This window comes from Frankia sp. CcCS3 (assembly GCF_977927575.1).
In genome coordinates this window covers 6,537-20,810 of record NZ_CDWRCL010000049.1, presented here as the reverse complement: position 1 = coordinate 20,810, position 14,274 = coordinate 6,537, and the positions used below count along the sequence as shown (strand labels likewise).

At 70.6% G+C, this 14,274-nt stretch carries 10 protein-coding genes and 2 pseudogenes; 3 read left to right on the top strand and 9 right to left on the bottom strand.

Annotated elements, in window-relative coordinates:
• The 4 genes and pseudogenes from AC08OQ_RS07085 to AC08OQ_RS07070 all read right to left on the bottom strand — a co-directional run.
• Positions 1 to 1,059 (bottom strand): glycosyltransferase family 2 protein (locus AC08OQ_RS07085; protein WP_476611955.1); only part of this gene is annotated, 1,059 nt, incomplete at its 3' end.
• A 555-nt stretch (positions 1,060 to 1,614) separates the two neighbouring features.
• The gene (locus AC08OQ_RS07080) at positions 1,615 to 2,007 is read right to left on the bottom strand and encodes an RNA-binding S4 domain-containing protein (RefSeq protein WP_476600185.1); all 393 of its coding nucleotides are present in this window, start codon (positions 2,005 to 2,007) and stop codon (positions 1,615 to 1,617) included.
• 73 nt (positions 2,008 to 2,080) lie between these two features.
• The gene (locus AC08OQ_RS07075; RefSeq protein ID WP_462186939.1) at positions 2,081 to 2,437 is read right to left on the bottom strand and encodes a group I truncated hemoglobin; all 357 of its coding nucleotides are present in this window, start codon (positions 2,435 to 2,437) and stop codon (positions 2,081 to 2,083) included.
• Between the two features lie 190 nt (positions 2,438 to 2,627).
• Positions 2,628 to 3,134: pseudogene (locus AC08OQ_RS07070) on the bottom strand (YdcF family protein); the annotation flags it as partial.
• 147 nt (positions 3,135 to 3,281) lie between these two features.
• On the opposite strand from AC08OQ_RS07070, the pseudogene AC08OQ_RS07065 reads away from it, so the two are divergent.
• A pseudogene (locus AC08OQ_RS07065) lies at positions 3,282 to 3,707 on the top strand (class I SAM-dependent methyltransferase); the annotation flags it as partial.
• A gap of 390 nt (positions 3,708 to 4,097) precedes the next feature.
• Here the strand turns inward: AC08OQ_RS07065 and AC08OQ_RS07060 are convergent.
• The 4 genes from AC08OQ_RS07060 to AC08OQ_RS07045 form a co-directional block, all read right to left on the bottom strand.
• Entirely contained in the window at positions 4,098 to 5,192 is a 1,095-nt protein-coding gene (locus tag AC08OQ_RS07060; protein WP_476600183.1) for an ABC transporter ATP-binding protein, read from the bottom strand.
• A complete protein-coding gene (locus AC08OQ_RS07055) occupies positions 5,189 to 6,667 on the bottom strand; it encodes an ABC transporter permease (RefSeq protein ID WP_476600181.1) in 1,479 nt (492 codons plus the stop codon). The genes AC08OQ_RS07060 and AC08OQ_RS07055 overlap by 4 nt, the downstream gene beginning before the upstream one ends.
• 74 nt (positions 6,668 to 6,741) lie before the next feature.
• The gene (locus AC08OQ_RS07050; RefSeq protein WP_476595570.1) at positions 6,742 to 7,737 is read right to left on the bottom strand and encodes an iron ABC transporter substrate-binding protein; all 996 of its coding nucleotides are present in this window, start codon (positions 7,735 to 7,737) and stop codon (positions 6,742 to 6,744) included.
• A gap of 112 nt (positions 7,738 to 7,849) precedes the next feature.
• Complete coding sequence (locus tag AC08OQ_RS07045; protein ID WP_476611954.1) at positions 7,850 to 10,516, bottom strand: AMP-binding protein; 2,667 nt, start codon at positions 10,514 to 10,516, stop codon at positions 7,850 to 7,852.
• A gap of 430 nt (positions 10,517 to 10,946) precedes the next feature.
• Here AC08OQ_RS07045 and AC08OQ_RS07040 point away from each other — a divergent pair, with 430 nt between their 5' ends.
• On the top strand, positions 10,947 to 11,621 hold the full coding sequence (locus AC08OQ_RS07040) for an HdeD family acid-resistance protein (protein ID WP_476600177.1): 675 nt from the start codon (positions 10,947 to 10,949) through the stop codon (positions 11,619 to 11,621).
• 201 nt (positions 11,622 to 11,822) lie between these two features.
• Positions 11,823 to 13,781: an ABC transporter ATP-binding protein gene (locus AC08OQ_RS07035; protein ID WP_476600175.1), complete on the top strand. Its 1,959-nt coding sequence runs from the start codon at positions 11,823 to 11,825 to the stop codon at positions 13,779 to 13,781.
• On the opposite strand, the gene AC08OQ_RS07030 is transcribed toward AC08OQ_RS07035, so the two are convergent.
• Positions 13,760 to 14,274, bottom strand: a 515-nt coding sequence (locus tag AC08OQ_RS07030) for an RCC1 domain-containing protein (protein ID WP_476611953.1), incomplete at its 5' end; no start/stop codon positions are given. The genes AC08OQ_RS07035 and AC08OQ_RS07030 overlap by 22 nt on opposite strands.

Genomic DNA, 14,274 nt, shown 5'->3' with positions numbered 1-14,274 from the left:
GCTTAACTTCGAAGAGCCCTGATGCCGGGCGGGCCGGCCGTCGAGATGACGCAGGAGCTCATCGGCCCCGACAAAGGTGAAGCCGGCGTCCAGCAGGGCTGTCAGCTGGGCCCGGAACTGCGGCGGAGGGGCCGCATACCTGCTCAGCAGGGGATCCGACACGTCCTCTATCGCATGATAGGCGAGGACCCGCAGGCCCACGTCCGGTGCGTGCAGGAGGCCGCCGCGCTGGCGGGCTCCCCGCCAGTAGGAGCAGTCCCGCAGTCCCAGGAACATCCATCTGGTGGGCCGGTCCACCTTCCCGGCGCTGACCCTTCCGAGCACGAGACCCGCCGGGGCGCGGGACGCCCAGGGTGGTGCCGCCGCCGCGGCCCTGGCGAGGATTCCTTTGACCGTCTTCCCGCCATGCTGGGCAAAGAGCAGGTCACCGAGACCCGGATGTTTTCGGGCAAGCGCGGCATCGGCCTGCGTCCACTGCCTCAGGTGCGCCTCGGGCGAAACGACGTAACGCTGGTAGGAGACGGCGTCGGCGGCGAATCGAACCTGCGCACCGCTCTGCAGCAGCCGGTAGAGGAAGTCGGTGTCCTCACCGCCGAAGCTGCCGCCGGCGGTAAAACTCGTGTCGAAACCGCCGAGCCTGACGAAGGTCGACGCCCGCATCGACACCTGCCCGGAGAGCAGGTCCGCGACGGTCAGCCGCCCGTCCGACCGCAGCAGCCGCCGGCGGCGCGCCCGGGCCCACCGGTCGACTCCGTAGGTGAGCACCGTGGGCGGCGAGGCGGGGTGCATCGGGATGTGGCCGACCACGGCGTCGGCGCCGTCGGCGAGAAGCTTTTCATGCTCGACGAGGAGCCGCCGGTCCGCCGCCATGTCGTCGTCGAGGAAGAGGATGAACTCGCCGAGCGCGCTCGCGGCGCCACGGTTTCTCGCCGCAGCCGCGCCCGCGTTCTCCTGCCACAGGATACGCTTGGAGAACGGCAGGGAGACGGCCCGGAGAGCCTTCTCGGTGCCATCCGTGGAACCGTCGACGACAACGATCAGTTCGCAGGGCCACGGCATATCGAGGTGCCTGAGTCCCACAATACTCTACAATACCACGTCCCAGCGGTTGTATGTCGGCATCACAATGCTGAACCGGACCGGAGGCCCATTACGGGCGGGCTGCCCCGCCGAATGGTCCAGGATGTCCATGCCCGGTTGCTCACGCTAGCTCATCGCGAATTCCGCCGAGCCAACCCGGATGACGCTCGCCCCATGGTCCTGACTCTAGTTCGAGCCGGTCGGTGCGGCGAGATGCGATCCGGCCGTGTCGTCCAGGAAGATCAACCTCGCGATCGGATTCTGCAGGCGCGGGTAACGCTACGCGGCACGTAGCGGCAGGGCTCGGTCCCGGTCACCGGCAATGTACTCGGTCGCTTTCTTCATTTTCTTCATACCGTTGATGCGAAGTAATCCCATGGTGGGTGGTCCAGGGTTAGTAATCCCAGGGCGAGGTTCCTGAGGATGGTCATGGTGTGTGGGCGATTGCGGACTCTCTCGACCGAGGCTTCGCCTGACCGGGCGCCGCTACTGGGCTCCCAGTAGCAGCGCCGCTACCGTGCGTTAGCGGCGCCGCTACTGTGCGTCCGGCCAGCGGGGCTGGTCGCGCAGGCGTTCCAGCGCCCGCCGGTCGCGCTTCGTCGGCCGCCCGGCGCCCCGATCGCGCACGGCCACCACCGGCGGCACCTCGCGCGCGACCGGCGGGCTGTGGTCGACGAAGCACTCCGCGGCAACGGGCGCGCCGACCCGCCTGTGCAGGATCCGGGTGACGACGACGACCCGTTCGTGCCCGGGTTGGCGCACCCGGATCTCGTCCCCGGCCCGCACCGGATGGGCCGGCTTGACCCGCTCGCCGTTGAGGCGGACATGGCCGGCGCGGCAGGCGGCGGTCGCCTGCGATCGCGTCTTGACCAGGCGCACGCACCAGATCCAGGTGTCGATCCGGGCGGTTCCCGCCGGCGACGTCATAGGCGTGGGCGACGTCATAAGTCTGACTGTACGAATCAACCGGCGGACCTGTCGTCGTTCGGTGACGTGACGGTCAGGCGGTGACGATCGACCTGCGTAGCGGTAGCAGGGCGCTCGTGACCGCCGCGACCGTGCCGGCGCCGAGGCCGGCGTCGGTGAGAGCCGCAATGAGGTGCCCGGCGATCCGGTCGAAGGCGGCGTCGGTGACGGCGAGGCCCGCATGGGCGGCCGCGAGATCACGACCCTCGTAGGCCTTCGGGCCTCCGGTCACGGCGACGAGGAACGCGACCTGGTGGGTGCGGAGCCTGGCCAGGTCGGTGTTGGCGAAATAGGGCGCCAGCTCCGGATCGGTCAGGATGCGATCGTAGAAGGTGGCCACCACCCCGGCGATCGAGGCCTCCCTGCCCAGGATCTCGTAAAACGTGGTCATCCGCTTCCTCGTCACCTGTTCCCGGAACGGTCAGTGCGGCCCAGCGTGCCGAAGATGGGCTGCGGCGTCATGTCCGGTTCGTAACGATCCGTCGATATCTACCCCCCGGCGCCCGCCCGGTCGCGTCGAGATAACGGCCTCGTGTGCCGAGGTCCGATTCCGCCTGTGCCCTGTTCACAGCACCTTGACCTCACGTGAAGATGAGGTTCCAGGCTGGCCGTCCTGGAACGTGACAACACGGAACGTGACAGCGACAAGGTGAACGGGAGCTACGCTCGCTGACCTGAGCGAGCTCGGCGCGTTGTTCATCCGTGCGGCCAAGCTCTGGCGGGGCGCGGCGGGCGAGTGATCCCTGCGTCGGCACCCGTGGCTTACCCGTGGCCCAGCGGAGTGCCCGGCCGAGCTCGTTGGCGGCCCTCGGGAGCTTCAGCCACCAGTAATCTAGGAACCGGTAGTCGTCGGCGGGAACCAGTCGGGCCGCGAGATCCGGGCGTAGTTTCCACAGGTAGCGGCGGGCCCGCGCCGCGTGCAGCGGATCGGACGCGATCGCCACGGTGTCCGCCGTCTCGAGGAAGGGCAGGGTGAGCTTGATGTTCTGCCAGGTGTTCCGCGCCGAGGTCTCCAGCAGGATCTTCTCCGCCGGTACGCCGAGCGCGTCGTGCGCGTAGCCGGCCATGGCCGCGGCCTCGGACACCCCGCCGACCCCCGACGACTTTGGGGGAGGTAGTCACGCTTTTCGACCCGCGGAGCGTTACTACCTCCCCCAGATTTACCGGCATCTGCCCTGGAACCGTCCGGACCGTGGCCGCGAGGCGGCGCAGGAAATTCGCTCGCGACCGCGTGGATGTGCTGCCATGGTCGGCCTATGGCGCGCCAATTCGACGATCTTGTTGCTGAGGCGGCGTCGGTGCCGGTGGACGGCTGGGACTTCTCCTGGTTGGACGGGCGGGCCACCGAGCAGCGTCCGTCCTGGGGCTACGCCCGGCTGATGGGCGAGCGGATGGGTCGGGCCGCCGTGGGCCTGGACGTTCAGACCGGCGGTGGGGAGGTTCTCGCTGGACTGCCGCGGCTGGCCGGGCGCACGGTGGCCACGGAGTCCTGGGCGCCGAACATCGCGCGGGCCGCCGCGCGGCTGGGTCCCCGCGGCGTGGCCGTCGTGGCCGCCGACGACAGGTCGTTGCCCTTCGCCGATGCGACGTTCGACCTGGTGGTGAGCCGTCACCCGGTGGTGACCTGCTGGGCGGAGATCGGCCGGGTGCTGCGGCCGGGTGGTCGCTACTTCTCCCAGCAGGTCGGGCCGTCGAGCATGCTCGAGCTGAGCGAGTACTTCCTGGGACCGCTGCCGGCCTCGGCGCCCCGTACCCGTCACCCCGACACCGCCCGCGGCGGGGCCGAAGCCGTCGGCCTGGAGATCGTCGACCTGCGGATGGAGTCCCTGCGGACCGAGGTCCTCGACGTCGGCGCGGTTATCTACTTCCTGCGGAAGGTGATCTGGACCGTTCCCGAGTTCAGCGTCGAGCGGTACCATGCGCGCCTGCGGTCACTGTACGACCAGATCCGCGCCGAAAGCCCATTCGTCACCTGGGCGACGCGGTTTCTGATTGAGGCCCGCAAACCCGCCTGGCGCTGTGACCTGCCTGGCGCTGTGACCCGCCTGGCGTCAGTGGGGTGGGAAGGCCGTGACGGGCTCGGTGATCGACAGCCGCACGTGGGTGCCGGGTTCGGGGAGCTGGTGCCCTGGCACCCTCGCCGTCACGGTGCGGCCGGACCGGTCGAGCCGGAGCTGGACGGTGGCGTCGTGGCCGAAGTACCGCACCTCGGTGACCCGGCCGACCACCCCGTTCCGGTTCTTGTCCCGCTCCCCGTTCCGGTCTTCGTTCTGGTTCTTGTTCTCGTCGCCGTCCGCCGCGGCGAGGAGCCTGATCTGTTCCGGCCGGACGAGCAGGCGCGCCTCGCCCTGGGGAGACCCGGGCCGGACGGCGAGTGCACCAAGGTCGCAGGAGGCGGTGAGCCCGGTGACGACGGCGGGCACGAACACGGCGGCGCCGACGAAGGCCGCGACGGTCGGGTTGCCGGGTGAGGCGTAGACGCCCGGGGGCGTGCCGGTCTGGGCGATGCGGCCGGCGGCCATGACAGCGACCTGGTCGGCCAGTGACAGCGCCTCGTTCTGGTCGTGCGTGACGAGCAGCGCGGTGGTCCGGTTGGCGCGCAGCGCTTCGACGACGGCGCGGGCGGTGTTCAGGCGGAGCCCCGCGTCCAGGGAGGAGAACGGCTCGTCGAGCAGCACCAGGGACGGCCGCGGGGCCAGGGCCCGCGCCAGCGCCACGCGCTGCTGCTGGCCGCCGGAGAGCTGATGGGGGAACCGGCAGGCCAGGCTCGCGTCCAGCCCGACGAGGTCGAGCAGCTCGGCGGCACGCCCGGCGGATCGGCGTTCGGCGCGGGGCAGGCCGAACCCGATGTTGGCCGCGACGTCCACATGCGGGAACAGGGCACCTTCCTGCGGGACGTACCCGACCCGCCGCCGCTGGGCGGGAACGCTGCGACCGGGGCTGAACACCCGTTCGGCGCCGAAGTCGATCGTCCCGCCGTCCGGGTCGCCGAATCCCGCCACCAGCCGTAGCAGGGTGGTCTTGCCGCAGCCCGACGGCCCGAGTACGGCCGTCACACTGCCCTCGGGCACTCGTAGATCGATCCCGGCGAGGGCTGTCGTGGCGCCGAACCGCTTGGTGACCTGGCTGACGGTCAGCGCTGTCACGTGCTTCTCCTGACGGAACGGGTGAGCAGGAAGGTCGCCGGGGCCGACAGCAGCACCATCAACCCCGCGTAGGGGGCGGCCGCGCCGTAGTCGACGTCGCGGACGTTGCTCCAGAACTCGGTCGCCAGGGTTTCGGTGCCGGTGGGTGACAGCAGCAGGGTCGCGGTGAGTTCGGTGACCACGGCGAGGAACACCAGGATGGCGCCGGCGCCGACGCCGGGGGCGATCAGCGGCAGGGTGACCCGCCGCCAGGCCTGCGCCGGGCGCAGGCCCAGGGCATGCGCGACGTCGTCCAGGACGGGTGGCGCCTGCGCGATCGCGCCCCGTACCGCCACCGTGGCCCGCGGCAGGAACATGATCGCGTAGGCGGCAATCAGGAGGGTGGTGGTCTGGTACACGGCCGGCAGGATGTGCAGCGAGACCGTGACGAGAGCGAGCGCCACCACGATGCCCGGCAGCGCGTTGGCCGTGTAGGTGCTGCGTTCAAGCAGTGTCCCGATCCGGCCCGGGTGGCGTACCGCGAGCCACGCCACCGGAAGCGCCAACAGGACGGTACACAGCGCGCCGACGAGGCCGAGCCCGGCCGCGGTCGCGGCAGCGGCGGCCAGTTCGCCGACGGGGAAGGCGGCGGAGGCACCTACCAGCAGCCAGCGGACGAGGCTCACCAGCGGCACGCCGAGCGCCAGGACCACGACCGCGCCGAGCCCAGCGACGGCGGGGGCGGTGAGCCGGCCGAGCCGGGCGGGTTGCGCGGTGCGGCTGGCTCCGGGCCCGAGCCGGGCGTAGCGGTGCCGGCCGCGCAGGCTCAGCTCGGCGCCGACCAGGACCGCACAGTACAGCGCCAGGACGCCGGCGAGCATGTTCGCCGCCGGGCCGTTGAACGACGAGAGGTACTGGTCGTAGATGGCCGTGGTGAAGGTGGAGAACCGCAGCATCTGCAGGGCGCCGAACTCGGCGAGCAGGTGCAGGCCGACCAGCAGCGACCCGCCGAGGACGGCCGGGCGCAGCTGCGGGAGCACGACCCTGGCGAACGTCCGCCACGGGCCGAGCCCGAGTGACCTGGCGGATTCCTCCAGCGCCGGGTCCAGCCCCCGCAGGGTCGCGCCGACGGGGAGGTAGACCAGCGGGTAGTAGGCGAGTGTCACGATCAGCAGGGCGCCCGGGTATCCCTCGACGCCCGCGGTCAGCGAGACCCAGCCGTAGCTGACGACAAACGCGGGCAGTGCCAGCGGAGCGGCGAGTAGCACGTGCCAGACCCGTCGTCCCGGCAGGGTCGTCCGTTCCACCAGCCAGGCGGCGGCCGTGCCCAGGACGGCACTGGCCACCATCCCGCCGGTCACGAGCTTGGTGGTGTTGGCCAGCAGCTCGCCGACCCTGGGCCGGATCAGCAGCCGCCAGGCCTCCGACCAGCCCACGCTGACCGTGTACCCGACGACGAAGAACAGCGGGACGGCCGCGAGCAGCGCGACGAGCACGCAGGCCAGCAGCAGCGGGCGCGGGTACGCCGGGCTGGTGCGTACCCACCATCCCGCCGTCGTGGGCTGACCGTTCAGAGCAGGCCCGCCCGCTGCATCAGTTCGACGACCTTTGGTCCGTTCAGGGTCGAGATGTCGATGTCGGGCGGATCGAGTGTCGACAGCGGCTTCAGCGCAGGGTTCGTGGGGACCGCGTCGGACACGGCGTACTCCAGGGCACCGCTGTCGACCAGCGCCTTCTGCCCGGCGTCGCTGGTGAGGAAGGTGACCAGCTGCTGTGCCTCGGCCTGCTGGTCGCTGGCCGCGAGGACGCCGGCGCCGGAGACGCTGACGAACGCGCCCGGGTCCCGGTGGCCGAAGAAGTGCAGGTCGACGTTCTTACTGTCCTTGCCCGACTCCGCCTGGTCCTGGTACCAGTAGTAATGGTAGATCACGGCGGCGGGGACCTCGCCCGCGTTCACGGCGCGCAGCGCGGCGATGTTGTTGGCGTAGATCTTCGCGTTGCGTTTCAGCCCGGCGAGCCACTCGGCGGTGGCGCTCTCGCCCTTCACCGCGAGTACGGCGCTGACGATGGCCTGGAAGTCCGCTCCGGCCGCCGCGACACCGACCTTCCCCTTCCATGCCGGTCCCGCCAGGTCCATGATCGACGCGGGCAGCTCGTTCTTGGCGACCTGCCCGCGGTTGTAGATGAACACCGTCGACCGGGCCGCGAAACCGACCCAGTTGCCGGTGCTCGGGACGTACTGGTCAGGCACCTGGCCCAGGGTGGCCCGGTCCAGTTTGCTGAAGCCGCCGGCGCGGTCGACCAGCGTCATGGCCGGCGAGTTCTCGGTGACGAAGACGTCCGCCGGCGAGCTGTCGCCTTCCTGGACGATCTGGTTCGCCAGCTCGGGGTCGCCGCCGCGACGCAGCTCGACCTTGATGCCGGTCTGCTTGGTGAACGCGTCCACCATCACCCGCATCAGGTCCTGGTGCTGCGCGTTGTAGAGCGTGATTGTCTTCCCGTCGTCCCCCGAGCCGCACGCTGACAGGCCGGCCAGGCCGGCCAGGCAGGTGGCCGTCACCAGCACGACCAAGGTTCTTCCTATCGAACCCATCGGGCTCCTCCACCTGAACACTTCACCTGGACAGACACGTCCGACCGACCTCGAACCTCTAATCGGTCTAGAAGTTAACTCATGCTTACCTTAGCGCCGTGGAATGTGACGAGTGGCATAAGCCGGGGGCGCTGGCGGGCGAACCGCGGAGCAGACGCCTGGCGCCGAGCGGGATCGGCACGCCTGCCGTGAGCCGGCCGAGAAGGCCCATGGCATGGAACGAGACCTTCCACGCGGCGACGCCGACGGTGAGCGAGGCCAGCAGCGCCAGGACCGGATGGTCGTCCTGCAGAAGGGGGAACACCTGCCAGTGGGTCAGGTAGATGTAGAGCGAGCTGCCGGCCAGCAGGCCCGCCAGCCGGCGTAGCGGGCGTGGGCAGCGGACGCTCGTGGTCCAGGCCAGCAGGAGCACGCCGCCGAGCACCACATGCTCCCGGCGTGCGTCAGCGAAGAACCCGGGGATGGTGAGCGCCGCCGCCGCCGTGAGGACCAGCCGCTGCCATACCGTGGTCGCGGCGGCGGTGGCCCATCCCAGTGCGAACAGCCAGAGCACCGCCACCGACGTCTGGGTGTGGCGTGGTCCCGGCGGTAGGGCCACGACGTCGAAGCGGGTGAGCAGACCGGCGGCGAGGACACTGGCGGCGACGGCCCACGGGCGGCGCCGCTGCCAGCGGTCGAACGCCGGCACGCCGAGCAGGGCCGCGAGGACCAGCAGGATCTGGACCAGGGCTTCGATGAACCAGAACTCCCAGGGCGGGCCCGCGCGGCCCGGCCCGAACACGCTGTTGAGCAGCACGATGTTGGCGGGTCCGTGTTCGTCCATGACGAGCACGAGTACGGTGATGAAGACGATGCTCGGCACCGCGAGGTACGCGATGCTGCGGAGCAGCCCGCGGACCCGGTCGCGCCGCGGCGCCGCGGTCAGGTGGAAACGGGCGAAGTTGTAGCCGGCGACGGCGATGAGGAGATGGGCGCCCCCGAGGATGCCGCCGACGGTGTCGAAGGTGTTGGCGTGCGTCCCGACGATCAGCACGATCGCGACCGCGCGGAGCAGCAGGCTGGTCTCGATCGAGCCGCCAGAGCCGCCAGCCCTGCGCTTCGGTCGCGTGGCCGGCTTCAGGTCCCGCACGGCCATGGTGTGCCAGCCGGCGGGCAGGTGTCCGAGGGCGTCCTCCAGCCGCAGTGACAGTTCCACGTAGGACAGCGAGTCGCCGCCCAGGCTCACGAAGGTGCTGTCGTCGGTGACATCGTCGCGGTGAAGCAGCTCGGCGAACAGCCGACGTACGTCGGCTGTTCCGTCCGACGGCCCGTCCCGTCCGGTGGGCGCGGTCGTGCGCGCCGGTCGCGCGTCGCGGGCGATCTCCTGCAGCGCAACCAGGTCCGGTTTGCCGGTGGCCAGGCGGGGCAGGGCGGCCAGGCGGTGGACGCGGACGGTGTTCTCCGGCAGCCGGCAGGCCCGCGCGACCAGCTGGCGGACCGAAGGTGCGTCCCGGTCGCCCTCGATCATCACGTCGACGGCGTCGTCGCCGGTCACGCAGCAGGCGCTGAGCCCCTGGCCGGCGAGGGTGTCCTCCACGTGTTGCAGGTCGATCCGGATCCCGAAGACCTTGGCGAATCTGGTCTGCCGTCCCACGATCTCGTACAGGCCGTCGTCGGTGCGGCGTGCGACGTCCCCGGTGCGCAGCTCGTCGAGCGTCGGACCGAGCGCGAGGTCCGAGGCCGTCCGCGCGTAGCCCATCATGACGTTGGGCCCGGAATAGACGAGCTGCCCCAGATCCTCGGTGCTGTCGGTGCTGTCGGTGCTGTCGGTGCTGTCGGTGCTGTCGGTGCTGTCGGCCAGCGGCTCGAGCCGGAACGACCCGCCCGGGACCGGGACTCCGATGGTGTGGGGCTGGGTCGGCGCGAGGTGCGGCGGCAGGTAGGCCATCCGCGCCGTGGCCTCGGTCTGGCCATACATCACGACGAAGTCCCAGCCGTTGCGTCGTCCGAGCTCGGCGTAGCGGGCCACCCGGTCCGGCGCCAGTCGACCGCCGGCCTGCGTGACGTAGCGCAGGTGCGGCAGCGACATCGCGTCGAAACCGATCCTGTCGAGCAGGTCGAACGTGTAGGGGACGCCAGCCAGCGAGGTGCCCTGCCCGTCCCGGAAGAGGTCCCAGAAGCAGGCGTCCACGACGGACAGGGACGTCAGGATCAGACCGGCCCCGCACAGGAGGTGACTGTGCACGACCGACAGCCCGTAGCAGTAGTACAGGGGCAGGGTCGTCGCGGCGCGGTCGCCGGGGCGAAGGCCGAGGCACTCGACGATCGACTCGGCATTGGCCTGCAGGTTCGTGTACGACAGCCGGACCAGTTTCGGTGAGCCCGTCGAGCCCGACGTGCTCAGCAGCAGCGCGAGGTCCGGATGGAGGTCGTGCTTCGAGCCGTCACGCCGCTGCTCGACGCGGATCCGCGTCCGCGTGTCGGCGGGGCGGATCACCACGTCGGGGTCATAGGACGTGATCAGGGCGTCGGTCGACGCGGCGTTGTCACCCGGCACCAGCAGGACCGCGTGCCCGGCGGACAGCGCCGCCAGGTACAGGACGAGGACGTCGATCGTGTTGACCGCCGCGAGGAGTACCAGCCGCCGCCCGGCGCCGAGCCGACCGGCGGCGGCGTCGACGCGTGCCGCCAGCTCGCGGTAGGACAGTCGGCCCTCAGCCGTGACAACGGCCGTGCGGTCACCGTGCCGTTCAAGGTGGCGGGCGAGGAACACAGTCGAGCCTGAGAGGGACGGGCCTGCATGGGTCACCCAGCCAATGTACAAGTAAGGAAAGTCTACCCTAAGTCTTACCCCTCACTACGCCTACGTCATCGATCCATGACGTTCGGTGCCGCAGCCGCCCGTGGGTGATCTTGTCGTGTGGTGGCGGCGGCAGCGGTGGGTCTGCCTCCCGCCCCAGCGCGGCACTCACCTGCTGGGAGGAGTTGAGTAGCGTCGCGGGCGATATGGCGTCGTCGTCGGTTCGGAATGATGTCCAGCGGATAAGCGTGGTTCGCCGGGTGGCGGGCATCAGCTTGTTGACCTGTGATGTCGAGCGCCAGCTGACGGCAATGGTCCTTGTATCGGTGACCGACGATGGGAGAATAGGATCGTGAGCGACATAACTGCCTCAGATCGTCGTACACATGAAAGATCCACAGATGTGCCCTGGTTTGGTTTTCTTGCCGTTGGAGCAGCTTTTGCCCTGTTCGCGCTGGCCATTCCGCAGTTCGATCTGACCACGGTGCGGTCGATCGCCGTGCTTCTCGGGATCGTCCTGCTCCTCGGCGCGGTGAGTGAGCTGCTGGCGGCGGCGACGACGGCCCGGGACTGGCGCTGGTCCCATGCGCTGCTCGCGGTGCTGTTCGTGGCCGGCGGGGTGGTGGCGCTGGTCTGGCCGGATCCCACGGTCAAGGCGGTGGGCCGGATCGCGGCCTGGTTCTTCTTGACCAAGGGTCTCTACGACGTCGTCAACTCGTTCGTCGCCCGACGGACCGAGCAGCAGGCCGCGGCCGGGCAGTACGCCACCGCGGCGGAGGGCCGGCCCACCCCGGCCCAGTGGTGGATGCCGCTGATCGTCGGTGCGTTGGAGATCGGGGCGGCGTTCTGGGTGGTGGGTTCCCAGCGGGTCTCGCTGCCGCTGCTGGCCCTGTGGGTGGGCCTCACGGCCCTGGCGGTCGGGCTGACCAAGATTGCCATGGGGTTCCGGCTGCGGGGCGTTTCCCGACCGCCCGCCTCTCTGGAGGGCCTGGCGATTCCCGGCTTCGGCGCCGGCGCGGTGGAAGGCAGGCGTCTGGAGGAGGAGCGCGTCCAACGACCCGTGTCCGGGAATCGTTGACGATCCCGGGTGATTCCCGGATCCCGGCCCCGGTTTCTCCCGGCCGACCCTTCGGTTTCCGCCACCGCCGTCGGTCTGTCCCTGATGCCCCACCGCCCCGACGCGCGTCAGGGCGGTGGGGCGTCGGGGTCGTGCTCCGCGGGGGACAGCAGCAGGCGGGAGGTCCGCCGCCCCGGCGCGCGTCGGCATAGCCTCGGCGGCGTGATTCGTGAGCCGCTGCCCGTCCCGTCGGAGACGGCCTTCCTGCCGGAGACGACCGTCCCGTCGTGGGCGATCCGCCTGCATGCGCGTGCGCTCGCGCGGTTGACCGGCGCGCCCGAGGCGCGGTGCAGCGTCCGATTCTTCGCCGACCAGGGCCGGGTCGTCGCGGTTCTCGTCGGGCTGTCCGTTCTCGGTTCGGCCGCCGTCGCCGCCGGGCCGTTCGTCCTGCGCCATCTCATCGACACGTCGTTGCCCACCGGCCAGGTGCGCGACCTCGTCGTCCCCGTCCTGCTGCTGTGCGCGGTGCTGGTGTTCGAGTCGAGCGTGCTCTCGGCGCGCATGGCGCTCATCGCCCGGCTCGGCGGCGTTGTCTCCGTGCGGATCCGTCAGACGGTGAACGCTCACCTGCAGCGCCTGCCCTTCGCCTTCTTTCCCCGCAGCCAGCAGGGGGAGATGATGACGGTGATGTCCACCGACGTCCTGAACACCCAGAACGCGATCTCCGCCACTGTGCAGGCGGTGATCTGCAGGATCGCGGACATCGTCGTCGGCTCGATCGTCGTCTTCGTGCTGGACTGGCGTCTGAGCCTGGCGGTGATGGTCTTCGCGCCGGCCACGCTGCTGATCGTCCGCTCGGGCCGGCGGCGGCTCGCCGCGCTGTCCACCCGCCAGCGGGAGCTCGACGGTCTGCTCATGGCTCAGGTCGCCGACACCTCGTCAGTCTCCGGGGCGCTGCACGTGCGGCTGTTCGACCGGGTCGACTACGAGCAGACCCGGTTCGACGCGGCGGGCGCCGAGCTGTTCGCCGCCGCCGAGGATCAGGCCCGGCTGATGTCGTGGGTCCGGTTCCTGGTCAACCTCGGGGTCATCGCGACGATGACGGCGGTGCTGGCGCTGGGGGCCTGGCTGGTCTCCAGCGGTCGTACCACGCTCGGGACGGTCGCCGCCTTGGGCGGCGCGTTGCTGGTGGCCTTCGGACCGCTGTCGTCCGCTGTCAACCTGCGTGCGGAGCTCGCGGGCGCGGGCGCGTCCTTCCGGCGGATCTTCGCCCTGCTTGACGTCCCGCAGGACGAGGTACGCTTGAGGTTCGAAGGGGCCCGGGCCCCCGCGCTGACCGTCCCCCGCGCACCGCGGTCCGGGACGGAACCGGCGCCGGCCGCCGCTCGCCGGGGACTCGATGCCGGCCGGGGACTCGACCTGGCGTTCGACGACGTATGGTTCTCCTACGATCTCGCCACGGCTGAGGACTGGCCGGACGGCGACTGGCCGGACGGCAACCCGACGTGGAACCTGCGCGGGGTGACCCTGAAAGTCGCCGCGGGGACGACGGCGGCGGTCGTCGGGGCCAGCGGGGCCGGCAAGACGACCATCGCTTATCTGGCCAGCGGCGTGCACCGGCCGCGGCGCGGCGGCATCCGTCTCGGCGGGGTTCCCCTCGACGACATCCCGCCGGATCGTCTGCACACGATGATCGGCGTCGTCCCTCAGGACCCGCACTTGTTCCATGACACGATCGCGGCGAACCTCCGTTACGGCCGGTTGGACGCGACTGACGACGAGCTGCGTGCCGCCTTGGCGGCCGCCAGCCTCTCCGCCCTGCTCGACCGGCTGCCCGAGGGCCTGGCGACCCGGGTCGGCGCACGGGGCTACCGGTTGTCCGGTGGTGAGCGGCAGCGGTTGGCCATCGCCCGGGTCCTGCTGCAGTCACCACGGGTGCTGGTGCTGGACGAGGCGACCTCGGCGCTGGACACCCTCTCCGAGGCCGCCGTGCGCACCGCCCTCGACCGGCTCGCGGTGGGGCGGACGTGCCTGGTGATCGCGCACCGGCTGTCCACGGTGATTGACGCCGACCGCATCTACGTGATGGACCACGGCCGGGTCGTCGAGGACGGCACGCACAGCGAGCTGCTCGCCGACGGCGGTGCCTACGCCCGCCTCTACCGGCCCACCGCCGTCTGATTGGGTGGGGGGCGATTCCCGGCCGTCCCCGTCATGGTCACGACCCCGTCATGGTCACGACCGGCCAGGGCGTAGCCGGTGTAGTCGCCGGCAGCGATGGCGGTGACGTGGTTCAGGCCGCTGACCTGGACAGGGGTGGTGCTGTCGGTGGTGGTGCCGTCGCCGAGCTGGGAGTCTCCGTTGAAACCCCACGCCCAGACGGTGCCGTCGTCGCGCAGGGCGTAGGCGGAGGTCACGCCGCTGGCGAGCGCGGTGACGTGGTTCAGGCCGCTGACCTGGACAGGGGTGGTGCTGTCGGTGGTGGTGCCGTCGCCGAGCTGGCCGCTGCCGTTGAAGCCCCAGGCCCGGATGGTGCCATCCCTGCGCAGCGCATATCCCGAGAGCACATCGCCGGCGAGGGCGGTGACATCGTTGAGACCGGTGACCTGGACGGGGGTGGGGCGGTCGGTGGTGGTTCCGTCACCGAGCTGGCCGAAGCTGTTGTCCCCCCAGG

Bases quoted from the DNA above. Each gene is read 5' to 3' on its own strand.
- AC08OQ_RS07080 (WP_476600185.1), bottom strand. From the start codon at position 2,007: ATGACGTCGCCGGCGGGAACCGCCCGGATCGACACCTGGATCTGGTGC.
- AC08OQ_RS07075 (WP_462186939.1), bottom strand. From the start codon at position 2,437: ATGACCACGTTTTACGAGATCCTGGGCAGGGAGGCCTCGATCGCCGGG.